18 protein-coding genes are annotated in these 21066 nt (G+C 75.3%); 7 read left to right on the top strand and 11 right to left on the bottom strand.

Annotation, left to right across the window (positions count from 1 at the left end):
- Positions 1–14 precede the first annotated feature (14 nt).
- Positions 15–860: a glutamate ABC transporter substrate-binding protein gene (locus K1J57_RS06575; protein ID WP_220563580.1), complete on the top strand. Its 846-nt coding sequence runs from the start codon at positions 15–17 to the stop codon at positions 858–860.
- A gap of 150 nt (positions 861–1010) precedes the next feature.
- The gene (locus K1J57_RS06570) at positions 1011–1325 is read left to right on the top strand and encodes a DUF6221 family protein (protein ID WP_220563579.1); all 315 of its coding nucleotides are present in this window, start codon (positions 1011–1013) and stop codon (positions 1323–1325) included.
- Between the two features lie 40 nt (positions 1326–1365).
- On the opposite strand, the gene K1J57_RS06565 is transcribed toward K1J57_RS06570, so the two are convergent.
- Positions 1366–2061, bottom strand: a complete 696-nt coding sequence (locus tag K1J57_RS06565; RefSeq protein ID WP_220563578.1) for an HAD family hydrolase — start codon at positions 2059–2061, stop codon at positions 1366–1368.
- 159 nt (positions 2062–2220) lie between these two features.
- The gene (idi, locus tag K1J57_RS06560; protein WP_255646863.1) at positions 2221–2757 is read right to left on the bottom strand and encodes an isopentenyl-diphosphate Delta-isomerase; all 537 of its coding nucleotides are present in this window, start codon (positions 2755–2757) and stop codon (positions 2221–2223) included.
- Positions 2758–2893: 136 nt separating this feature from the next.
- On the opposite strand from idi, the gene K1J57_RS06555 reads away from it, so the two are divergent.
- A complete protein-coding gene (locus tag K1J57_RS06555) occupies positions 2894–4351 on the top strand; it encodes an SDR family oxidoreductase (RefSeq protein WP_220563576.1) in 1458 nt (485 codons plus the stop codon).
- A 255-nt stretch (positions 4352–4606) separates the two neighbouring features.
- Here the strand turns inward: K1J57_RS06555 and K1J57_RS06550 are convergent, their stop codons facing one another.
- From K1J57_RS06550 to K1J57_RS06540, 3 genes are all read right to left on the bottom strand, one after another.
- The gene (locus K1J57_RS06550) at positions 4607–5620 is read right to left on the bottom strand and encodes a zinc-binding dehydrogenase (RefSeq protein ID WP_220563575.1); all 1014 of its coding nucleotides are present in this window, start codon (positions 5618–5620) and stop codon (positions 4607–4609) included.
- Between the two features lie 168 nt (positions 5621–5788).
- A complete protein-coding gene (locus K1J57_RS06545) occupies positions 5789–6427 on the bottom strand; it encodes a response regulator transcription factor (protein ID WP_220563574.1) in 639 nt (212 codons plus the stop codon).
- 52 nt (positions 6428–6479) lie between these two features.
- Positions 6480–7652, bottom strand: a complete 1173-nt coding sequence (locus K1J57_RS06540) for a sensor histidine kinase (protein WP_220563573.1) — start codon at positions 7650–7652, stop codon at positions 6480–6482.
- A 610-nt stretch (positions 7653–8262) separates the two neighbouring features.
- Here K1J57_RS06540 and K1J57_RS06535 point away from each other — a divergent pair.
- The gene (locus K1J57_RS06535; RefSeq protein ID WP_220563572.1) at positions 8263–9471 is read left to right on the top strand and encodes a DUF418 domain-containing protein; all 1209 of its coding nucleotides are present in this window, start codon (positions 8263–8265) and stop codon (positions 9469–9471) included.
- A 126-nt stretch (positions 9472–9597) separates the two neighbouring features.
- On the opposite strand, the gene K1J57_RS06530 is transcribed toward K1J57_RS06535, so the two are convergent.
- Both K1J57_RS06530 and K1J57_RS06525 read right to left on the bottom strand, forming a co-directional pair.
- Entirely contained in the window at positions 9598–9882 is a 285-nt protein-coding gene (locus tag K1J57_RS06530) for a ubiquitin-like small modifier protein 1 (protein ID WP_220563571.1), read from the bottom strand.
- A gap of 1 nt (position 9883) precedes the next feature.
- The gene (locus tag K1J57_RS06525) at positions 9884–10984 is read right to left on the bottom strand and encodes a sialidase family protein (RefSeq protein WP_220563570.1); all 1101 of its coding nucleotides are present in this window, start codon (positions 10982–10984) and stop codon (positions 9884–9886) included.
- Between the two features lie 452 nt (positions 10985–11436).
- Between K1J57_RS06525 and K1J57_RS06520 the strand changes: the two genes are divergently transcribed.
- Positions 11437–12039, top strand: coding sequence for a TetR/AcrR family transcriptional regulator (locus tag K1J57_RS06520; RefSeq protein WP_220563569.1), 603 nt, complete (start codon positions 11437–11439; stop codon positions 12037–12039).
- 12 nt (positions 12040–12051) lie between these two features.
- Here K1J57_RS06520 and K1J57_RS06515 read toward each other — a convergent pair whose 3' ends face one another.
- Both K1J57_RS06515 and K1J57_RS06510 read right to left on the bottom strand, forming a co-directional pair.
- A complete protein-coding gene (locus tag K1J57_RS06515) occupies positions 12052–13389 on the bottom strand; it encodes an MFS transporter (protein ID WP_220563568.1) in 1338 nt (445 codons plus the stop codon).
- A gap of 76 nt (positions 13390–13465) precedes the next feature.
- A complete protein-coding gene (locus K1J57_RS06510; RefSeq protein WP_220563567.1) occupies positions 13466–13861 on the bottom strand; it encodes a nuclear transport factor 2 family protein in 396 nt (131 codons plus the stop codon).
- Between the two features lie 194 nt (positions 13862–14055).
- Between K1J57_RS06510 and K1J57_RS06505 the strand changes: the two genes are divergently transcribed.
- Positions 14056–15141, top strand: coding sequence for an enoyl-CoA hydratase/isomerase family protein (locus tag K1J57_RS06505; RefSeq protein WP_220563566.1), 1086 nt, complete (start codon positions 14056–14058; stop codon positions 15139–15141).
- 85 nt (positions 15142–15226) lie between these two features.
- Here the strand turns inward: K1J57_RS06505 and K1J57_RS06500 are convergent, their stop codons facing one another.
- Entirely contained in the window at positions 15227–16408 is a 1182-nt protein-coding gene (locus K1J57_RS06500) for a beta-1,3-glucanase family protein (RefSeq protein ID WP_220563565.1), read from the bottom strand.
- Between the two features lie 263 nt (positions 16409–16671).
- Between K1J57_RS06500 and K1J57_RS06495 the strand changes: the two genes are divergently transcribed.
- Complete coding sequence (locus tag K1J57_RS06495; RefSeq protein ID WP_220563564.1) at positions 16672–17406, top strand: dienelactone hydrolase family protein; 735 nt, start codon at positions 16672–16674, stop codon at positions 17404–17406.
- Between the two features lie 27 nt (positions 17407–17433).
- Here the strand turns inward: K1J57_RS06495 and K1J57_RS06490 are convergent, their stop codons facing one another.
- Positions 17434–20664: a BTAD domain-containing putative transcriptional regulator gene (locus tag K1J57_RS06490; protein WP_220563563.1), complete on the bottom strand. Its 3231-nt coding sequence runs from the start codon at positions 20662–20664 to the stop codon at positions 17434–17436.
- Positions 20665–21066 lie beyond the last annotated feature (402 nt).

The raw sequence follows: 21066 nt of genomic DNA, 5'->3' as shown, positions 1-21066 counted from the left end.
CAAGGACAAGGCCGATGAGGTTTCGACACCGCCGCGTCGCCGCCGCGGCCGCACTGGCCGCCACGGCGGTGCTCGGGCTGCCCGCCTGCTCCGCGGTGCTGGGCGGGGAGGAGTCGCTGGTCGACGCGGACTCGCTGGTGGTGGGCGTCAAGTACGACCAGCCCGGGCTGGGCCTGGAGACCGAGGAGGGCAGCGGCGAGTACGAGGGCTTCGACGTCGACGTGGCCCTGTACATCGCCGGCCAGCTCGGGATCCCCCGGGAGAACGTCGAGTTCGTGGGGCTCAACTCCGCCGAGCGCGAGGAGAAGCTGGACAGCGGCGAGGTGGACATGGTCGTGGCGACCTACTCCATCACCCCGGCGCGCAGGAACGAGGTGACCTTCGGCGGCCCCTACTACGTGGCCAAGCAGGACGTGCTGGTGAGAGCCGACGCCACCGGCATCGAGGGGGTGCGCGACCTGGAGGACATGACCGTCTGCCAGAGCGAGGGCTCCAACTCGGTGGACCGCATCACCGAGGGCCTGGGCGTGTCGGTGGAGAGGAGGGAGGAGGACACCTACAGCGACTGCATCGAGGAGCTGAGGGCGGGGGACGTGGACGCGGTCTCCACCGACAACCTGATCCTGGCCGGGTTCTTCGCCCAGACCCCCGACGCCTTCCGGTTCGTCAACAACCCGTTCACCGACGAGAAGTACGGTGTGGGGCTGCCGTACGGCGACATCGAGGCCTGCGAGGCCGTGAACAAGGCGATCAGCCGGATGTACCAGGAGGGCGACGCCGCCGAGATGCTGGACCGCTGGTTCGGGGAGACCGACCTGGAGATGGTGTACAGCGTTCCCCAGTTCGAGGGCTGCGACTGATCCGCGGGACTCCGGCGGGAGCGGCGGCGCCGCTCCCGCGGGTGTGCCGGGGCACGCCGCGGGCGGTCCGCCGGTGGTGGCCCACTCGGGGGTTATGGCAGATACTGACCCTTATGTAAGGCATTGGGGGCTCAGGATAGGAGTTGTCCGTTGACCATCGTCGAGTTCCTCAACGCGCGTTTGGACGAGGACGAGCGCGCGTCGAAGGCCGTACCCGTGGGAGCACGCGGCCGGGACCGGGCGTTGGCCGAAGTCGCCGCCAAGCGCAAGATCGTGCAGGGGTACACGCGCGCGCACCACGCCAGCATGCGCAGCCTCCAGCCGACCATGGCCGGGGCGCCCCCCGTCCCCGCACGGCAGGGCGAGGACCCCTGGTCCGAGCTGCTGGCCTGGCGGCTGGCCGTGAAGTACCTGGCCGCCGTCTACCGGGGGCACCCGCAGTACGACGCCTCCTGGGAGGACTGACCGGGGACCCGGGAGGAGCGGCGGACGGAACGGGGGACGCTCACGGCGCGGCCAGGCCCGGCAGCGCCTCCACCGTCTCCACCAGGTCGGCGCCCGTCGCGTCCGGAGCGCCGAAGACCGCGGGGAACCGCCTTTCCAGGTGCGCCGACCAGCCCGTGACCAGCCCCGCGCGGGCCGCCCCCGCCACGTCCCAGCCGTGCGCCGTCACCAGCGCCAGCCGCCCCGGCACCACGCCCAGGGAGCGCGCCGCCGCCCGGTAGGCCTCCGGAGAGGGCTTCCAGGCCCGGCCCGGGCCGCCGCCCATGACCCCCTCCACCAGCCCCTCCAGGCCGGCCCGCTCCACCAGCTCCAGGGCCGTGGCCGGACCCGTGTTGCCGAAGACCACCGCCCGCAGGCCCGCGTCGCGCACCGCGGCCAGGGCGGCGGCCGCCTCCCGGCGCGGCTCCAGCTCCGACAGCCCGTCCACGATCGCGTCCTCCGCGGCAGGGGCGATCTGGTGGCCCGTGACGTCGCGCAGCGCGGTGCGCACCACGTCCTCGAAGGACCGCCCGCCGCCCACCAGCGCCAGCGCGAACACGTCCCGCGCCAGGTGGTCGGACCAGCGGGCCATCAGGACCCGGGGGATGCCCGCCTCGCGGAACCGCCACTCCAGCGGGGCCAGCGGGAACAGGGTGTCGAGGACGTCGAAGGCGACCACGGCCGGGCGCGCGGCCCGGCCCGGGGGGACAGGGGACATCGGTGCGGCTCCAGGGGGGAGGAGGGACGTGCCGACCGGAGTCCTACCCCGATCCGGAGCCCCGCCGCGCCGCCCGGCCGGGAGCGGCCGCCGCCCGCGTCGGCGGCGGCAGCGCAGGAGGCGGGCGGCGCGGCGGGCGGAGCCGGACGGAGCCCGGGGTCAGAGGCGGTCCAGGAGGGGGATCTGCTCCACCGCCCACGGGCTGAGCAGCCACGGGGTGCGTTCGGCCACCGTCACCAGGTCCTCCCAGCGCGCCCAGGAGAACTCGGCCACCTCGGCCGGGTCCGGGGACGGGGCGTCGTCGGTCAGCGCCCAGAACACCGGGCAGAACTCGTTCTCGACGATCCCCTCCGCCGACACCGCCCGGTAGCGGAAGTCCGGCAGCGCGGGGCGCACCTCGGTCAGGGACAGCCCCAATTCCTGGCCCACCCGGCGGCGCACCGCGGCCTCCAGGTCCTCGCCCGGCGCCGGGTGGCCGCAGCAGCTGTTCGTCCACACCCCCGGCCAGGTGGTCTTGCCCAGGGCGCGGCGGGTCAGCAGGACCCGGCCCGAACCGTCCCTGACATAGCAGGAGAACGCCAGGTGCAGCGGGGTGTCGGCGGTGTGCACCGCGGCCTTGTCCGCCGTCCCCACCGGTTCGAGGCCCTCGTCGAGCAGCACGACGAGCTCGCGCTCGCCGGTCGTCGGTCTGGTCACTGGTCTCTCCCAACCCGCGGGGCACCCGCGTCGTCTCGTCCTTCCATGGTCGCCCGTCCCGGACACCGTTTCGTGCGCATAAGGTTCCTCTGGGCGAAGAGTCGCGCCCGGCAGGACGTCCATGTGGAGTGAGCGGATGACGGAGACGAACACGGTGGCCGCCGAGGGGACCGGGAGCATCGACCCCGAGCGGATGCGGGTGTGCCTGGACGTGATCGCCCGGGTCGGAGAGCTGCCCAGCGACCACCCCGACTCCCTCGCCCTCCAGAGGGCCAGCGCCAAGCTGTTCAAGACGGTGAAGGAGACCCGCCGCAGGGAGCGACGCGAGGCCCGCAGGGCCCACGACGACGCCGTGCTGGCCGCCACCGCCACCGCCGCCCCCGACCGCATCGACGACGAGACCAACGGGCGGGCCCTCAGCAGCGGCGCCGCCGGCGAGCTCGCCGGGGTGCTGCGCAAGGCGCGCGGGTGCTACATCTGCAAGGAGAAGTACCGCGAGGTCGACGCCTTCTACCACCAGCTGTGCCCGGCCTGCGCCGCCTTCAACAGGGAGCGCCGCCACGCCCGCACCGACCTGACCGGGCGGCGGGCCCTGCTCACCGGCGGCCGCGCCAAGATCGGCATGTACATCGCGCTGCGGCTGCTGCGCGACGGGGCGCACACCACCGTCACCACCCGGTTCCCCAACGACGCCGTCCGCCGGTTCGCCGCGATGCCCGACAGCGACCGGTGGCTGCACCGGCTGGACGTCGTCGGCATCGACCTGCGCGACCCGGCCCAGGTGCTGCGCCTGGCCGACGAGGTGGCCGCCCGGGGGCCGCTCGACATCCTCATCAACAACGCCGCCCAGACGGTGCGCCGCTCCCCGGCGTCCTACGGGCCGCTCATCGAGGCCGAGTCCCACCCCCTGACCGGCGACCACCTGCCGCGCCCGCTCGTGCTGGGCGGTGTGGGACGGCAGGCCCTGGAGTCCTCCGACGCCCTCGACGGCAACGCGCTCACCCCCGAGATGCTCACCTCGCTGGCGCTCACCACCGGGTCGGCGTCGCTGGAGCGGGTCCGCGCGGGCACCGCCGTCGACGCCGGGGGCCTGCTGCCCGACCTGGCCGCCGACAACAGCTGGACCGACCGGATCGGCGACATCGAGCCCGTCGAGATGCTCGAGGTCCAGCTGTGCAACGTGACCGCGCCGTTCCTGCTGGTGGACCGGCTGCGCCCGGCGCTGGCCGCCTCGACCGCGCGGCGCACCTACATCGTCAACGTGTCCGCCATGGAGGGGGTGTTCGGCCGCGGCTACAAGGGCCCCGGCCACCCGCACACCAACATGGCCAAGGCCGCGCTCAACATGCTCACCCGCACCAGCGCCCAGGAGATGCTGGAGACCGACGGCATCCTGATGACCAGCGTCGACACCGGGTGGATCACCGACGAGCGGCCCCACCCCGACAAGGAGCGGATGGCCGAGGCCGGGTTCCACGCCCCCCTGGACCTGGAGGACGGGGCCGCGCGCGTGTACGACCCCATCGTCCGGGGCGAGCGCGGCGAGGACGTGCACGGCTGCTTCCTCAAGGACTACGCCCCCGCCGCCTGGTGACCGCGTCCGTGCCGCCGGGACCCGGGGCGGACCAGGGGCGGACCGGGGCGCGGCGCGCCCCGGGGCCGGGTGGGCCCTGGCCGGGCGGCCCGGGCGCAGCGGACGACCCGAGGGTAGAGCCGGGTCCGCCCGGACCGAGCCCGGCCGGATGAGGTCGGTTCGTTTGGGGCGTCCCGGCCGGGTCCGGCCGGGACGACGGGGTCTGCATGGAGTCGAGGGCCGACCGACCGGACCGGGGGCCGGTCCGGCCGGTGGTCACGGCTGTAGCACGAGGCGGACCGGCGAGCCGACCCGCTTCTCCAGCTGCTCCACCGCCGCCGGGGCCTCCTCCAGGGGGAAGGTGCCGCTGATCGACGTGGAGAAGTCCAGGCGGCCCGCCCGGACCAGCTGGACGAGCTGGATCACGTGCTCGGGCTCCGAGCCGTAGTGGCCCAGGATCTGCTGCTTGAGATAGCTGAACCGGGTGCCGTCCTTGACCTCCAGGGGTTTGTCGGTGAGCCCCACCAGGACCAGGCGGCCGTGCTCGCCCAGCACCTGGAGCGCCTGCTCGCGCACCACCGGGACCCCGGCGAAGTCGAACGCCACCGCCAGCCCGTGGCCGTCGGTGAGCTCGCCGATCCTGGTCAGGAAGTCCGGGGCGGTGGAGTCCAGGGCCGCGTCGGCGCCGAAGTCCAGGGCCCGCTGCCGGGCCTGGGGGTCCGGGTCGGCGGCGATGATCGGCGCCGCGCCCACCAGGCGCAGCAGCTTCACCGCGTGGGCGCCCAGACCGCCCACACCCCACACGGCGACCGCCTCGGCCGGGCCGACGTCACCGGTGGTGGTGACCGCGGCCCAGGGGGTGGACACCGCGTCCGGGATGATCGCCGCCTGCTCGAAGGGCAGGTCGTCCGGGAGGGGGACGAGGGTCTCCTCGTCGGCGAGGGCGTACTCCGCCCAGCCGCCGTCGTAGTCCACGCCCCGGGTGAGCACCCGGCCGTGGTGGTCGATCTGGCCCGCCTGGAGCGCCACCCGCTCGCCCACCTCGGTGTCGGCCACCTCCGGGCCGAGCTCCTCGACCACCCCCGCCACCTCGTGGCCCAGGGTGACCTCGTCGCCCTCCAGGTACAGCGGTCTGAGGGTGCCGTCGATGAGGTGCACGTCGGACAGGCACACCCCGGCGGCCTTCACCCGCACCAGGACCTGTCCGCGCCCGGGCACCGGCCGGGGGACCTCCTTGACCTCCAGGGTGTTGGTCCGAACGTTGAGCCGGGCAGCGCGCATCGTCGCCATGCAGAGCCTCGCAGAGGTAGTGGTCGTCGGTCTCCCCGGTTCCTTTACCCCGAGCCGGGGGCGTGCCACCACGATCCTGCGCGACGGGTCGAGCCGGATCCAGGGGTGGCCGTGTGGCGGGTCAGGGTTTCGTCAAAGGCCGGGCCCCGCCCGCGTCCGGGCCCGCGCTCACCGCGCGTGCCCGTTGCGGAAGGCCCAGGCGACCAGCTCGGTCCGGTTGCGGGTGCCCAGCTTGGCCTGGATGCTCGCCAGGTGGGTCTTGACGGTGCTCACCGTGACGTGCAGCAGCGCGGCGATCTCGGTGTTGGTCCGGCCCAGCGCCACCGTCCGGGCGATCTCCAGCTCGCGCGGGGTGAGCCCGCCGTCGTCGCGGGCCCGCACCGGGCGGCCCCCGGTGGCGAAGTGCCGGATCAGCCGGACGGTGATCTCCGGCGAGATCAGCGCGTCGCCCCGCACCGCGGCGCGCACCGCCTCCACCAGCAGCCCGGCGCCGGCGTCCTTGAGCAGGAAGCCGACGGCGCCCGAGGAGAGCGCCTCGTTGACGTACTCGTCCAGGTCGAACGTGGTCACCACGACCACCTTGACCGGGTCGGCCGCCAGCCGCCGGGTGGCCTCCAGGCCGTCGATCCCCGGCATGCGGATGTCCATGAGGACCACGTCGGGAAGCCTCTCCCGGGCGAGCCGGACCGCCTCCAGGCCATCCCCGGTCTCGCCGACCACCTCGATGTCGCCCTCGGCCTCCAACATGTAGCGGAACCCCGTCCGCACCATCTGCTGGTCGTCGGCCAGCAGGACCCTGATCGCCATCCGGCACCCCCGTTCCACCTTCACTGTGCCCGGTCCGGGGCCGCCCCGGAGGTTATCCACAGGGCTTCTCGGGGAGGCGGACGTGCACCTCCCAGCCGTCGGCGCCGGGGCCCGCGGTCAGCTCGCCGCCCAGCAGCCGTGCCCGCTCCGCCATGCCGACCAGCCCGAACCCGCCCGCACCGCCCGAGCCGCGGCCGTCGTCGCGCACCGCCATGCGCACGCCGTCGCCGGCCTCCACCTCGACGGACACCCGGGAGGCGCCGCGCGCGTGGCGCCGGGCGTTGGTGACCGCCTCCTGGGCGATCCGCACCAGCGCGGTGCCCACCTCGGGCGCCAGCCCGGCCAGGGAGCCCTCCACGCGCACCGCCACCTCCAGGCCGCCCGCGCCGCCGGCGAGGCGGTTCAGGCCCTCCCACGCGTCCGGCACCGGTGGCGCCTCGTCGGGCTCGCGCAGCCGTGACACCAGGGAGCGCATCGCCTCCAGGGCGCGCGCCCCGGCCGCCTCGATCTCCGGCAGCGCCCGCACCGCGGCCTCGGGCCTGGTGTCGGCGATCCGGCGCAGCGCCTGCGCCTGGACGACGATCCCGGTGACCTCGTGGGCCACCACGTCGTGCAGGTCGCGGGCGACCGCCAGCCGCTCCTGGGCCCGCGCCCGCTCCACGTGGTACTCCCGCTGGTACCGGCGCCACCGCAGGTACAGCCCCGGCGCCAGGCCCACCGCGACCAGCAGCAGGGCCGGGGTGAGGAAGTCGCCCGCCCCCTCCCGGAGCCGGTCGGAGGCGGCGGCAAGGAAGGCGGCGGCCGACACCGCCGCGATCCACCGCGCGTCGCAGCGCAGCGCCGTGACGGCCAGGGCCAGCAGGAGGGCGCACGCCTCGGAGATCGCGACGGGGTAGCCGAACATCCCCTTGGGCAGCGGCCACAGCGCCAGCGAGGAGGCCGCCACCACCAGGGGCGCGGCCAGCGCCGCCGCCCCGGTGGCGGCCGCTCCGGCCCGCGGCCGCAGGGCGAGCAGCACCAGCCCGCCGGCGGCCGCGCCCGAGGCCGCGGGCAGCCAGTCCCACGGCCCGTGCGGCGGCCCCGGCCACGGGACCGCGGCCAGCCCGCTGCGCACGGTCAGCAGGTCCGCGACGACGGCCAGCGCGAGCACGGCGCCCGCGCCGCCCCAGAGGATCCTCTCCCCCAGGGGTCCGCCGAGCACCTCGACGATCCTGTTCAGCCCCATGTCCCTCAGCCTAGGCCGCGGCCCCTTCCCGGCCCTCGGCCGAAAGGACGAGGCGGGGGACCGCTCTTTCAGCCGATGTGGCCGACCTGCCCCGCCCGCCACCCTTGGAAAGGTCGGCGCACCCCGCGCCGACGAACACCACCGACACCGTGCGGTCACCGCACCGCACAGCCCCGCAAGGGGCCGTTCGCGCGGCACGGACACCCGTACCGCGCAGCCCCCGCACGGCATGGGCGCCTGTGCGCCCGGGCGTCCGCACCTCGCGGGCGCCTGTTCACGGCAGGCGCTCCCGCGTGTGGCGGCTGACAGCGGCCGCCCGTGTGGCGGGGCCGTTCGTGCGGAGTGGGCGCCTGTGCGCTCGGCTCGCGGAACGGCCGTGTGTGGTGGGACGGCCGTGCCCCGTGGGTGCCCGTACGTGCGGGTGCCCGCGGCGTCACGGCGGTTCGCCCAGTACGGGTGCGGATGTCCGCGTGCGCGGCCTGTAGAGGCCGCTCGTGCGGCGGGACGTCCGTGCCCCGTGGGGGCGGGTGCCCGCGGCCTTACGGAACGGCTGGCGGGGGTGTGGTGGGCCGGGGAGACGACGAAGGGGAGCCCGATGGCGGGAGAGCGGATGACGGAGACGGTGGGCACCGGGGAGGTGCGGCCGCCCGCGGAGGCGGGGCGGCCCGCGGCGGGGGGACCGCCCGCCGCGGCGCGGCGGGTCGAGTTCCTCGACGTCGCGCGGGCGCTGGCGATGATCGGCGTGGTCCTGATGAACGTGACCGTCGTCGTCTTCTCCGCCGAGAGGGCGGGCGAACGGGCACCGGACACCCTCGCCTCGGCCGTGGACACGGCGCTGACCCTGCTCATGTCGGGCAAGGCCCGGTCCATGCTCATGGTGCTGCTCGGCGTCGGCGCGGTGCTCGCCTGGAAGGCGGCGGACGGGCGGGGGGAGCGGCCGTTCGCGCTGATGCTGCGCCGCTACGTCTCGCTGGGCCTGCTGTTCGGCCTGCCGCACCTGCTGGTGTTCTCCGGCGACATCCTCACCCACTACTCCGTCACCGCCCTGGTGCTGGCGCCGCTGATGCCGGTGCTGCTGGCCGGCGGGCGGAGCCGGCCGCTGGTCGCCGCGGCGGTCGCCTTTGCGGTCGCGCCGTTCGTCGAGAACCTCGTACCGCTATCGGGCGAATGGGCGCTGCTGCTGCTCCTGGTCCCGCAGACCCTCGGCTTCTTCTGCGTCGGGATCTGGCTGGCCCGGCGGCCCGAGCTGGACCCCGAGCACTCGGGGGAGCCCTCCCGGCTGCCCGCGGCCATGGTGTGGACCGGCCTGGCCGGACAGGTCCTGGGCATGGCCCTGATGTTCGGCTCCGACCTGCTGTTCCCCATGGAGTTCGGCGCCGACGGGGTGCCGGTGCTCGGACCGGACGGGATGCCGCTGGTGCACCCGGCCTCGCACCTGTTCACCTCGGCCGCCGGCACCCTGATGGGCCTGGGCGGCGCCCTCTTCTACCTGGGGCTGGTGTGGTGGCTGATGCGCAGGCGGCGCGGTGCGGCGCGCGCCCTGGGCGCGCTGGCCCCGCTGGGGCGCATGACGCTCACCGTCTACCTGGGCAGTACGGCGGTCTTCCTGCTCGCGATGGGACCCTGGGAGACGCAGATCCCCATGCTCGCCCAGTACGTGCTGGCCGCCGGGTACTTCGCGGCCATGCTGGTGTTCGCCCGCCTGTGGTCGGCCCGGTTCCGCTACGGGCCGCTGGAGTGGGTGTGGCGCATGATCACCCACCTGCGCGTCCTGCCGCTGCGCCGCCGACCACGTCCGCGGCCCGTGCAGGCCGGGTAGCGCCCCGGGGCGGCGCCCGGCGGCGGGCCCGGCCGGTGTGCAACGCGTCGCTCCGGCCTCCGGGCGGCACCGCCCCGCCAGGCCGGCGGGTCGGCCGGGAGGGGCCGACCCGCCGCCGGGGCGGGGTCAGCCGCCGGCGACCGAGGGGAGGATGCGGACGTCGGTGCCCTCGGGCACCGGGGTGTCCAGGCCGTCGAGGGCCCGGCACTCCTCGGCGTCCACGAACACGTTGACGTACCGGCGCAGGCGTCCCTGCTCGTCGCGGATGCGCCGGTCCAGGCCGGGGTGCTCCGACACCAGCCGGTCCAGCACGTCGCGCAGCACCGCCGACGGGCCGACGTCCACGGGCAGGTGGGCGGCGCCCCCGGCGTCCGCCCGCAGCAGACCGGGAAGGTGGACCGTCACGCTCATCTCACACCTCCGTCGCCCGCACGCACAGGACGTCGGGCAGGTGCGCGGCCACCCGGTGCCAGGGGCCGCCGTCGTCGGCCGCGTACACGTCCCCGCCCCGGGTGCCGAAGTAGAAGCCCGGGGAGTCGGCCCCGTCGGTGCAGGCGGCGTCGCGCAGCACGATGCCGAAGTACGGCTCCTCCGGGAGCCCCTCGGTGGCCGGGACCCACCGCCCGCCGCCGTCGTCGGTCCGGTACACGCCCAGCCGGTTCTCCGGAGGGAGGTGCACCTCCTGGCTGACCACCGGGAAGTTCAGCGCCGTCCCGGGCAGGTGGGGGTGCGCCACCACCGCGAACCCGAAGTCCGTGGGCAGCCCCTCCTCCACCGGGCGCCAGCCCTCCCGGGCGGGGTGCTCGGACCGGTAGACCCCGTGGTGGTTCTGGGCGTACATCGAACCGTCGGGGGCCAGCGCCACCTTGTGCACGCACTGCCCGTACTCGGGTTCGTCCTCGGGCAGGAAGACCGCGGAGATGCCCCGGTTGGCGGGCGCCCAGCTCGCCCCGCCGTCCCCGGTCTGGTAGACGCCGCCGGTGGACATGGCCACGGTCATCGCCTCGGGAGAGCGGTCGCCCCGGCCCAGTACGCCGGGCAGGATCGTGTGCACCGCGCCGCCGCCCGCGCCGGGGAACCAGTCGGCCCGGTGCGGGTGGTCCCACAGGGCGCGGACCAGCTCGAAGCTCTCCCCGCCGTCGGCGGACCGGAACAGGGCGTGCGGCTCCACCCCGGCGTGGACGACACCGGGAGTCTCCCCGAACGCGAACTGCCAGACCCGGGTGAGCGAGGCGTCGGTGTCCTCGGGAAAGACCAGCGGAGCCGTCTCGGGCTCCCGCCAGTGCTCCCCGGCGTCGTCGCTGTACCAGACGCTCGGGCCGAAGTGGGAGCTCTCCGCGCCGGCCAGGATGCGCCCACTGTGCGGGTCGATCCCGACCGCGTACACGGCGCTCATACTCGCGTAGTCGGCGCTGTCGAGCCGGTGCGGGCCGCGCACCTCCCAGGTGCGCCGATCCTCGCCCGTGGCGGTGAAGAGACCTTTGCGCGTGCCGATGACCAGCAAGTACGTCATGTTCGGCTCCGTATCGTGAAGCAGGTCACAACACTCTCGCACGTCCTCACGACAAACGGGGGCACCACCGGTAGCGGGTCGGGTTCCGGTCTTCTATGAGCCTTCAATAGTTAGGAACCCGAACGATTTCCTGTGGGTGCAGAATTGGTGCCGCCGGGAAATGCGGACCCTGGGAGGCCATAACCTCCACCCGGCCGGAAACCATATGGGCGAGGGGATTCGCCAATCAGAGGTACTGCGGTTGTCAGACCAGGGGCGCTCTGCAATAAAATTCCGCCCCAACCGGCGTCACCGTACGGGACGGGGCCTGAGCCCGTGCGGATGCGTTCCAAAACCCCCATCAGGTCCAGACGACTTCCCGCTCTCCCGGCCCTCAAGGGGCGTTTCGGGACTACCGTCCCAATGGTCCCACGCCCCAGGTAGAACCGGGTCCACTCGATAGGGTCCGCCTCATGCACCACCCCCCCGACACACTTCACGCCCGCAAACGCCGCAAGGCCAGAGCCATGATCGTGTCCGCCGCCTTCCAGCTCTTCGCCGAGCACGGTTTCGACAACGTCACGGTCGCCGCCATCGCCGAGCGCGCGGAGGTGGGCCGTACGACCTTCTTCCGCTACTTCGGCGACAAGCAGCAGGTGCTGTTCGCCGACGAGGGAGCCGAGGTCGAGCGCCTGTGCGCCTACGTGCGCGACAAGGCCCCCAGACCCCTGGGCGCCGATCTGGGCGCCGCCGTGGAGCTGCTGAGGGAGGCCGGTGTCGCGGCCCGTCCGCACGCCGCGCTCTCCCCGGCGCACTCGGTCGTCCTGGTGCGGCTGCTCCGGGAGAGCACCGACCTGCGGTCCCGCTACCTGCTCACCCGCCAGCAGCGGGCGATCCGGCTCGCCGGGGCACTGGTGGAGGTCGGTGCCCCGGAGAACGTCGCCGTCCTGGCCTCGCACATCTCGATGGCCTGCGAACTGACGGCCATGCGCCTGGCCCCGGGTCCGGATGTTTTCCCGGACCGCATGGACGAGGCCTACACACTGCTGGGGTCGCTGAGCGGCAGAGCCGACTGAGGCGGAGGGGACTCAGACGTCGTATTCGCGCACCAGGCGTGCGAGCCTGCGGCCGAAGAACACCGCGACGGCCAGTCCGACCGCACCGATGAGGGCATAGGGGGCGCGCAGGGCGCCCTCGTGCCCCGTCAGCGGGGTGAGGGCGGAGACCATCACCCCGCCCGCCGCCATGCCCAGGGCGCTGACACCCCAGCTCACCGTGCGCATGGCGGCGTTGACCCTGCCCAACAGCCGGTCGGGTGTGATGCGCTGGCGGATGGAGGTCATCGCCACCGCGTAGCCGAGCACGAGCCCGCCGGCCAGCAGGTACCCGACGGCGACCACGGGGAGGACCGGCAGCGCCGCGATCACGCAGTAGACGATGCCCGTGGCGGCCAGGCAGGCGACCGGCAGCGTGCCGTGCGGGAGCGCCGCCCGCAGCCGGGCCACCGACTGGCCGCCGACGACCCCGCCGACCGCGGCGAACGCCATGAGCAGGCCGAACCCGACCGGCCCCAGGCCGAGCACGTCCCGCACGAACAGCACCTGGGTGGACAGGGCGGTGGCGTAACACCCGTTGACGAACAGGGCGATCCCCGCGACCAGCCGCAGCAGCGGCTGTTCCCGGATCGCCCGCACCCCCTCGGCCAGGTCCGCGCCGACACCCCGCAGCCCGCGCCGCTCCGGGGCGGGCCCGGCCGTACCGGCGTGGCCGGCGGCGGTCGCGTCGCCGAGCCCGGCCGTACCGGCGTGTCCGCCCGTGTCCACACCGCGCACCCGGAGCAGGGCCAGCACCGACACCACCAGCGCGGCGGCGTTGAGCACGAACGGCGCGAACAGCCCGAGGGAGATGAGCAGGCCGCCGACGGGCCGCCCGCCGAACTCCTGGACGACCAGGGCCCCGGTGCGCAGGTGCCCGTTGGCGCGCTCCAGCCGGTCCCGGGGGACCACCGAGGCGACGACCGTCTCCGCCGCGGTGTCGTAGCAGACCTCCAGCGCCCCGAAACAGAACGCGAACACCACCAGCAGCGGCACCGACGCCGCCCCGGAGAACACCACGGCGGCCAGCGCCGCCCACAGGGCCAGCCGGACGGTCCCGGCCCCGGCCATCACGGGGATGCGGGGCAGCCGGTCGATGAGCACCCCGGCGGGCAGCGCCAGCAGCAGCCAGGGCAGCCGCCCGGCGGTGGCCACGGCGGCGACCAGCACGGGGTCGGAGGTGAGGGAGGAGGCCAGCCACGGCATCGCGATCATGGCGACGCCGTCGCTCAGGTTCGCGGCCAGCGCGGCCGACCAGAACGCCCAGAAGCGCCCGCCGAGCGAGCGATCGGCGGGCTTCGGTCGCGGAGCGGGGGAGTGGTCGTCGGGCACGGGAGGATCACCGGACCTTTCCGGCCCGGCTGCGGCGGGGGTTCCGCGGGGGTGCGGGCCGGGCCTCGCGGCCACTCTAAGTCCCCGTCCCGGACACCCCGTGACCGGTACCGGTCTGCCAGGCGGCGGACAGCGCGGCCTCTACGCCCTCGTCGAAGCGCAGAACCCGGGACACCCGCCCGTCGCGGACCTCGAAGAGGGTGGCGGTGGCGGCCGGGGCGGTCCCCGGCACATGGTCGGAACGGCCGGGCCAGGTGGCGTTCTGGGCGACCACCGTGCGCCGCCCGTCCACGGGGAACACCGCGGTCGGCTCCAGCCGGATGCCGGAGGAGCGCACCCAGTCCAGGAGGGCGGCGATGCCCCGGGCCGTGCCCCGGGGGCCGCCGACCTCCACGTCCTCGGAGGTGACGGCGCGGACCGCGTCGGGGTCGCGGGCGTCGACCGCCCGGTGCCGGCCGTCGAGCGCGACCACCGCCGGCGGGGCACGGCCCGACCGTGACGGCCCGCCCGGCGCCCGCACACGAAGACCCTGTGCGGGGGCTACCGGCACCCCGCCGGGCACGGCACTGAGAAGATCGTGCGCGATCCGAGGGTGCACCGAATCCTGGAAGGGGCCGACGAGGTCATGAACCCGAACACCGCGCGCGTACCGGAGGGGGCCGCCTGATGTCCACCGACGGAGAGAAGGTGCTGGTCCGCGTGGAGGGCCGCCTGGGGCGGCTCACCCTGAACCGGCCGCGCGCCATCAACGCCCTGGACCACGACATGGTCACCGCGCTGCGGGGGGCGCTGTCCGCCTGGGAGCACGACGACGCGGTCGCCGCGGTGCTCATCGACGGGGCGGGCGAGCGGGGCCTGTGCGCGGGCGGCGACATCCGCGCCATGGCCGCCAGCGCCCGGGACCGCGACGGGGCGGCCGCCGCGTTCTGGCGGGACGAGTACCTGCTCAACGAGTACATCTCCCGCTACCCCAAGCCCTACGTCGCGTTCATGGACGGCGTGGTCATGGGCGGAGGCGTCGGCGTTTCCGCCCACGGATCGGTCCGGATCGTCACCGAGCGCTCGACCGTGGGCATGCCGGAGGCCACCATCGGGTTCGTGCCCGACGTGGGCGGCACCCACCTGCTGTCCCGGGCGCCCGGGGAGACCGGCACCCATCTGGCGCTCACCGCCGGATCGGTGGGCGCGGGCGACGCCATCGCCCTGGGACTGGCCGACCATTACGTGCCCTCCGCGCGGCTGGCCGACCTGGCCGGGGCCCTGGCCGGCGCGGCCGGGGCCGGGGACGTGGCCGAGGCGGTGGGCCGGTACACGGGGACCGCTCCCGCCCCGACCCTGACCGGCGAGCGCTGGATCGACGCCTGCTACTCCGCCGGCACCGCGGAGGAGATCGTGGAGCGGCTGCGCGGCCACGGCGACCCGGCGGCGGCCGCGGCCGCCGACACGATCCTGTCCAAGTCGCCGACCTCGGTGAAGGTCACCCTGGAGGCGCTGCGCCGGGCGCGGGACCTGCCCGGCCTGGCGGAGGTCCTGGAGCAGGAGTACCGGGTCTCCTGCGCGGCCCTGGACTCGCCCGACTTCGTCGAGGGGGTCCGCGCGCAGATCATCGACAAGGACCGCGCCCCCAAGTGGGTGCCCGACACCCTGGCCGGGGTCGACGCACAGGACGTGGCCCGGCACTTCCGCCCGGCCCCCGACGGCCCGCTGGGCCTGGCCGGTCCCGGCGCGCCCGCCGCGGGAGGCGGCCGCTGACCGGGGCCGGACCTGCCCGGACCCGCCGGACCCGCCGGACCCGCCCAGGGGCGCCGACCTGCGTCGGCGCCCCGGGCCGCGGCCCTCAGAAGGCCGTGAGGGTGACCTCCAGCCGCTGCGCGCCGTGGTCCTGGACGTAGGAGGCGAAGTCCGCCACGTCGTCGAACGCGAACCCGTAGGCCTTGCCGTCCACGGTGTTCTCGTGGAAGACCGCCGCGTACCGGTTGGTGACCTCGTCCAGGTAGAAGCCGGCGGGGTCGTCGGTGGGCTGGGCCGGCTGGGTGAGCAGGGTGGACCGGTTGAGCGCGGCCCCCAGGATCGCGGCGACCGGGCCGCTGATCCCGTCGTTGGGGGCGGCCAGCGCGCCGTCGCAGAACAGCACGTCCCGGGTGGAGGGCCGGTCGAAGGCGCGCACCCCGCCGTCGAACGCGAACCGCCCGCCCTGCACCCGGCCGGTGAAGGTCCCGGCGTTGGTGGTGACGGTCAGGTCGTTGCCCGCGTAGTGCGACCACACGCGGTCGATGTAGGGGTCGAAGTAGTCGGCCGGGAAGAGGCCGGCGTCCAGCGCGTGGCCGGGGGCGATGACCCGCAGGTCGTCGTAGACCAGGGACGAGAACACGGGGTCGGCCGCCAGGGTCCGGAAGACCGCCTCGCGTCCGCCGGGGCGGAAGAACCCGGTGCTCTGGTCGGCGTCGCCGATCAGCCGGATGCCGATGGGCACGCTGAACTGGTCGACCATGCTGGTGTTGCAGAACATCCCCGCGTCGTTGTGGGTGAACTCGACGGTGTCGTGCAGCACGTCGAACCCGGGGGAGCCCTCCACCCATCCGGCGGGCAGCTGCGGGGCCGGGGCGCCGTTGCCGTCGGTGACGATGCGGATGTGCAGGGGGCCGCCCAGGGAGAGGTAGATCCGCCCGGACATGTACGGCAGGGTCAGCCCGGCCAGGTCGGCGAACGGGATCGAGTAGTCGGTGTACCCGTCCGGGCCGTTGTCGTCCAGGCTCACGGGGTGGGAGACGCCGTCGGCGTCCACCCGGCTGTGCCGCCCGGTGGTGAGGTCGGTGCCGATCACGTAGACGAGGATCTCGTCGTCGGAGAACCGCCCGGTCTCGTTCCGGAAGCCCACCGGGAGCGCTCCCGGATTGGCCGCTTCGGAAGAGGCGGTGAGGTCGGCCGTGGCCTCCCGGGGGGCACAGCCGAGCGTGCCCAGGAGCGGGACGGTGGCGGCGGCCCCGAGGCCGCCGAGGAACAGTCTGCGGTCGATCATGGTGAGTCTCCCCAGAGGTAGCGGGTGTGGAGGACCGGGAACTAAACGACCATTAGGCAACGCACCGGTCAACCCCGGTAACCGAAGGTGTTCGCCTGGGGCCGGCGTTGTCCGTGGTGAGGGAGTGGTCATGTGACCCAGATCACCATCCCTGGTGGGGTGCGGCGTCCGCAGGCTCCGCCCGGCGCCGTCCGCACCTGGTCCCCCCGGGCACGGACGCCCTAGGGTGTAGGCGATCCGGAGGGCCGGGACCAGGAGGAACCGTGGCGGACATCGACCTTGGCGAGTACACCCGGAACGGGGAGGGGTCGCCCCGCCTGCGCGCCCACCTCGCCGTTCCCGCGGGCGAGGGCCCCTGGCCCGGCGTCGTCATCACCCACGAGGCCTGGGGCGTCGACGAGCAGATGCGCGCCCACGCCGACCGGCTGGCCCGCCTCGGCTACCTCACCGTCGTCCCGGACCTGTACAGCGAGGGCGGCATGGCCCGCTGCGTGGTCAGGGTGCTCCTGGCCATGCGCTCCGGGCGCGGGCGGGCCATCGCCGACATCGCCGCCGCCAAGCGGTGGCTCCTGGACCGGGACGACTGCACCGGCCGGGTCGGCGTGGTCGGGTTCTGCATGGGCGGCGGGTTCGCCCTGGCCACCGTCGCCGACTTCGACGCCTCCGCCGTCAACTACGGGTTCATCCCCCGGAACCTGGAGGGCGCCCTGGACCGGGCCTGCCCCGTCGTCGGCAGCTTCGGCGCGCGGGACGGCGGCCTGCGCGGAGCCGCCGGCGAGCTGCGTGCCGCCCTGGACGCCGCGGGGGTCGCCAACGACGTCAAGGAGTACCCGGAGGCGGGGCACTCCTTCCTCAACGAAGCGCCCAACGGGCCGAAGGCCCTGCGCCCGGTGTTCCGGGCGATGCACACCGGGCCGCACCCGGAGTCGGCGGCCGACGCCTGGGAGCGGATCGACGCCTTCCTCACCGAGCACCTGGCGCTTCCCGCGGACTCCTGAGGTCCCGACTCCCGGGGCCCCGCCCGGTCAGCCGACCTCCTCCACCCGGGAGGGGAGCGGGACGGCCCTCCCCCGCGCGAAAGCGGCCTCGTACGCGTCCTCGCCCAGCGCACCGGCCGCGCGCCGGGCGATCCGGTCCACGTCCCCCCGCTCGGCCTCCGGCAGGGGCGCTCCCAGCGACTCCCGGGCGGCCGCCGCGGTGCCCAGCAGGGACGCGGCCCGTTCCGCGTCCCCGCCGAGGGCCAGTGCCCCGGCCGTCCCCTCCAGGGCGAGGGCGACCGCCCGCGGGTCGCCGACGCGCAGCGCCGAGGCCAGACCCCGCCGGTGCAGGTCCAGCGCCTGCGCGGCGTCCCCGCGCTGCTCGGCGCAGAACCCCAGCTCGGCCAGGACGAACGCCGCCCCGGGTTCGGCTCCCAGCCGCAGGTTCCACGCCAGCCAGGGGCCCAGGTGCCCCTCGGCCCCGGCCGGATCCCCGCGGCGCCGCGCGGCCATGCCCAGGCCGATGGCGGCGAACTCCTGCCCAGCCGGGTCGCCGTGCTCCACGGCGACCCGCAGGGAGCGCCCGTGGAAGTCGTCCGCCCGGTCGAAGTCCCGCTCCAGCAGGGCGACGCGGCCCAGCCCGGCCAGGTGGCGCGCGAGCTCGCTCCACAGCATCAGGCCTTCTGCGACGCCGACCGCCTCCCGGCGCACGGCCGCGGTCCGCTCCAGGTCGCCCCTGATCTCGGCGTGGACGGCGAGGGCGTCCAGGGCCTGGAGCCTCCCCCAGCCGTCGCCGAGCCCGTCGAACAGGGCCAGGCTCCGTTCGCCGTCATTGAGCAGCCCGGGCAGGTCGCCGCGGAAGTGCGCGATGTTCGCCCGGGTCGCGAGCGCGGCCGCCTCCACCCACGTGTCGCCGAGGGCGCGGGCGTCGCGCAGCGCGCGGCCCACCAGATCCTCGGCGACGCCCAGGTCGCCGAACCCCATGTGGGCGGAGCCCAGGAACCAGACGGCCCGGGCCAGGGCCGCCCGCCCGGTCGGGTCGTCGGGCACCGCCGCGGCCGGGAGGGAGGGGACGGGCCCGGAGGCGGCGGTCCCGTGCACGTACAGCTCCAGGGCGGCCCGGGAGAAGGCCGCCCGGACCTCCCGCGCCGACGGGGACCCGGTCCGCGTACCCGGGGTCCGCGCCCCGACCGCGGCGAACCTCTGCAGCGCCTCCCCGAACCGGCCGCGCAGGAACAGGTGCCAGGTGTCCGCCAGCGCCAGCCGCAGGGCCGTCTCCGTGTCCCCGAGCTCCAGGGAGTGGTGCAGCGCGGCGCGCAGGTTGGCGGTCTCCGCGTCCAACAGGAGCAGCCGGCGGCCCTGCCCCCGCCCGGTCAGGTGCGGGTCCGCCCGCTCCGCCAGGGCGGTGTAGTAGGCGGCGTGCGCGCGCCGGGCCGCGTCCCGTTCACCCGCCTCCACCAGCCGCTCGGCCGCGTAGTCGCCCACCGTCTCCAGCAGCCGGAAGCGCGGGCGGTCCGGGTCGGGGACGGCCACCACCAACGACCGCTCCACCAGGCGTTCCAGCAGGTCGAGAACATCCTCGGCGGCCACCCCGGGGCCGGCGCACACTGCCTCCGCCGCCTCCAGGGTGCACCCCTCGGCGTGCACCGACAGACGGCGCAGCACGGCCCGTTCGGCCTCCGAGGCCAGATCCCAGCTCCAGTCGATCACCGCCCGCAGGGTGCGCTGCCGGGCCGGGGCGTCCCGCCGCCGCCCGGCCAGCAGCCGGAACCGGTCGTCGATCCGCTCCAGCAGGCCGTGAGCGCCCAGGGTCCGGATGCGCGCCGCGGCCAGCTCCAGTGCCAGGGGGATGCCGTCCAGCCTGCGGCAGAGCGTCACCACGGCGGCCGCGTTGTCGTCCGTCAGCCGGAACCCGGGGGCGGCCGCGGCGGCGCGTTCCGCGAACAGCCGGACCGCGTCCGACTCCAGCGCCGCGTCGGGGCCGTCGCCGGTGCCGGGCAGGTCCAGGGGGTCCACCGACTCCAGCACCTCCCCGTCCACCGAGAGGGGCTCCCGCGTGGTGGCGAGGATCCGCAGTCCGGGCGCCGCCCGCAGCAGCGCGGCGACCGTACCGGCGGCGGACTCCACCACGTGCTCGCAGTTGTCCAGCAACAGCAGGGCCCGCCGGGCGGAGAGGGCGTCGCACAGCCGCGCCACCGGGTCGGTCTCGGAGGTACCGCGGCCGCGCAGCCCCAGCACGGCGCCCACCTCCTCGGCCACCGCGTCCGGTCCGGCCCCGGACTCCCGCTCCGGGCGCAGCCCGGCCAGCTCCACCAGCCACACCCCGTCGGGGTGGTCCGCGGAGCGTGCTTCGGCCACCGCCAGGGCGAGCCGGGTCTTGCCCACTCCGCCCGGCCCGGTGAGGGTGACCAGCCGGTGGCGGTCCACCAGCCCGGTGACACGGCCGAGCTCCGCCGCCCGGCCCACCAGGGCGGTCGGCGGCACCGGCAGGTCTCCGCCCCTGCCCGGGGGGAGCGCGGCGGCGGGCCCGGCCAGTCCGGGGTCCTGGTCCAGGATCCTCAGGTGCAGCTCCGCCACCTCCGGTCCCGGGTCCGCCCCCAGTTCCCCGGCCAGCCGTTCCCGCAGGTCGGCGTAGGAGGACAGGGCCTCGGCCGGGCGTCCGGACCGGTACAGGGCGAGCATGTGGAGGGCTCGCAGCCGTTCGCGCAGCGGGTGTTCCCGCACCTGTTCGGCGAGCCCCTCCGCCGCCGGCGCGTGCTCGCCCACCTCCAGCCGGGCCCGGGCCAGGTCCTCCACGGCGGTGAGCCGGAGCTCCTCCCAGCGCACGGCCGCCGCGTCGGCCGAACCGGTGTCGGGGAGGTCCGCGAACGCCGGCCCCCGCCACAGGTCCAGGGCCTCCGACAGCAGCGCCGCGCGCGCCCGGGGGTCGGCGGTCGCGCGGGCCCGTTCGACCAGCGCCGAGAACCGCCCGGCGTCCACCCCGTCGGCGGCCACCTCCAGCGCGTACCCGGGCGGGCGCCGGACCACCAGGCCCCGGCCGCCGGGTTCGGCCCGCTCCAGGGCCCGGCGCAGCTGCGACACCTTGGTCTGGAGGGTGTTCGTCGGGTCGGCCGGAGGGGCTTCGCCCCACAGGTGGTGGGCGAGGCGGTCGGTGGAGACCACCCGCCCCGGCTCCATCAGCAGCGCGGTCAGCAGGGTCCGCACCTTGACCTCGGGAACGCGGACGGGGGTCCCCTCGTCGGTCCACACGGCCAGCGGCCCCAACACCCCGAAACGCATGGGATCAACCTAGCCGGGCGGCCGCGCACGGCCCGCCTCCGGTCCACCGTCGGAGAACCGTCGGAGAACCGTGCGCGCCGACCGGTGGAGTGGACCCACAGCGGGCGGACGAGGCGTCCGCCCGACCGGTGAGGGGGCTTGCCGGTGGACGACGGACCGCCGCGCGTCGCGATCGTCTTCGACGGCGCCGGAGGGGAGGAGGGCCGGGCGGCCGCACCGACGCCGTTCGCGCCGGCGCCCTCCTCCGGTCCCTCCCGGTCGGGCCGGTGGTGATGACCGCCTCCCTGCGCGGAGGGACCGGCACCGACCGGTGGTGCGAGGACACCGCAGACCGGCTGCTCGACCACCTCCTCCGGCGGGTGCTCCGGCCCCGTCGGCCCCGAACCCCGTGAAAGGCACGAA

This window comes from Nocardiopsis sp. MT53 (genome assembly GCF_019598965.1).
Lineage (GTDB): Bacteria > Actinomycetota > Actinomycetes > Streptosporangiales > Streptosporangiaceae > Nocardiopsis > Nocardiopsis changdeensis.
The sequence above is the reverse complement of the archived record's forward strand: the minus strand, read 5'-3'. Positions and strand labels throughout refer to the sequence as shown.

What these genes read in the sequence shown, in the direction of transcription:
- K1J57_RS06575 (WP_220563580.1), top strand. Translation starts at nt 15, where the DNA reads ATGAGGTTTCGACACCGCCGCGTCGCCGCCGCGGCCGCACTGGCCGCC.
- K1J57_RS06565 (WP_220563578.1), bottom strand. Translation starts at nt 2,061, where the DNA reads ATGTCCCCTGTCCCCCCGGGCCGGGCCGCGCGCCCGGCCGTGGTCGCC.
- K1J57_RS06555 (WP_220563576.1), top strand. Translation starts at nt 2,894, where the DNA reads ATGACGGAGACGAACACGGTGGCCGCCGAGGGGACCGGGAGCATCGAC.
- K1J57_RS06550 (WP_220563575.1), bottom strand. Translation starts at nt 5,620, where the DNA reads ATGGCGACGATGCGCGCTGCCCGGCTCAACGTTCGGACCAACACCCTG.
- K1J57_RS06545 (WP_220563574.1), bottom strand. Translation starts at nt 6,427, where the DNA reads ATGGCGATCAGGGTCCTGCTGGCCGACGACCAGCAGATGGTGCGGACG.
- K1J57_RS06540 (WP_220563573.1), bottom strand. Translation starts at nt 7,652, where the DNA reads ATGGGGCTGAACAGGATCGTCGAGGTGCTCGGCGGACCCCTGGGGGAG.
- K1J57_RS06535 (WP_220563572.1), top strand. Translation starts at nt 8,263, where the DNA reads ATGACGGAGACGGTGGGCACCGGGGAGGTGCGGCCGCCCGCGGAGGCG.
- K1J57_RS06530 (WP_220563571.1), bottom strand. Translation starts at nt 9,882, where the DNA reads ATGAGCGTGACGGTCCACCTTCCCGGTCTGCTGCGGGCGGACGCCGGG.
- K1J57_RS06525 (WP_220563570.1), bottom strand. Translation starts at nt 10,984, where the DNA reads ATGACGTACTTGCTGGTCATCGGCACGCGCAAAGGTCTCTTCACCGCC.
- K1J57_RS06520 (WP_220563569.1), top strand. Translation starts at nt 11,437, where the DNA reads ATGCACCACCCCCCCGACACACTTCACGCCCGCAAACGCCGCAAGGCC.
- K1J57_RS06505 (WP_220563566.1), top strand. Translation starts at nt 14,056, where the DNA reads ATGTCCACCGACGGAGAGAAGGTGCTGGTCCGCGTGGAGGGCCGCCTG.
- K1J57_RS06500 (WP_220563565.1), bottom strand. Translation starts at nt 16,408, where the DNA reads ATGATCGACCGCAGACTGTTCCTCGGCGGCCTCGGGGCCGCCGCCACC.
- K1J57_RS06490 (WP_220563563.1), bottom strand. Translation starts at nt 20,664, where the DNA reads ATGCGTTTCGGGGTGTTGGGGCCGCTGGCCGTGTGGACCGACGAGGGG.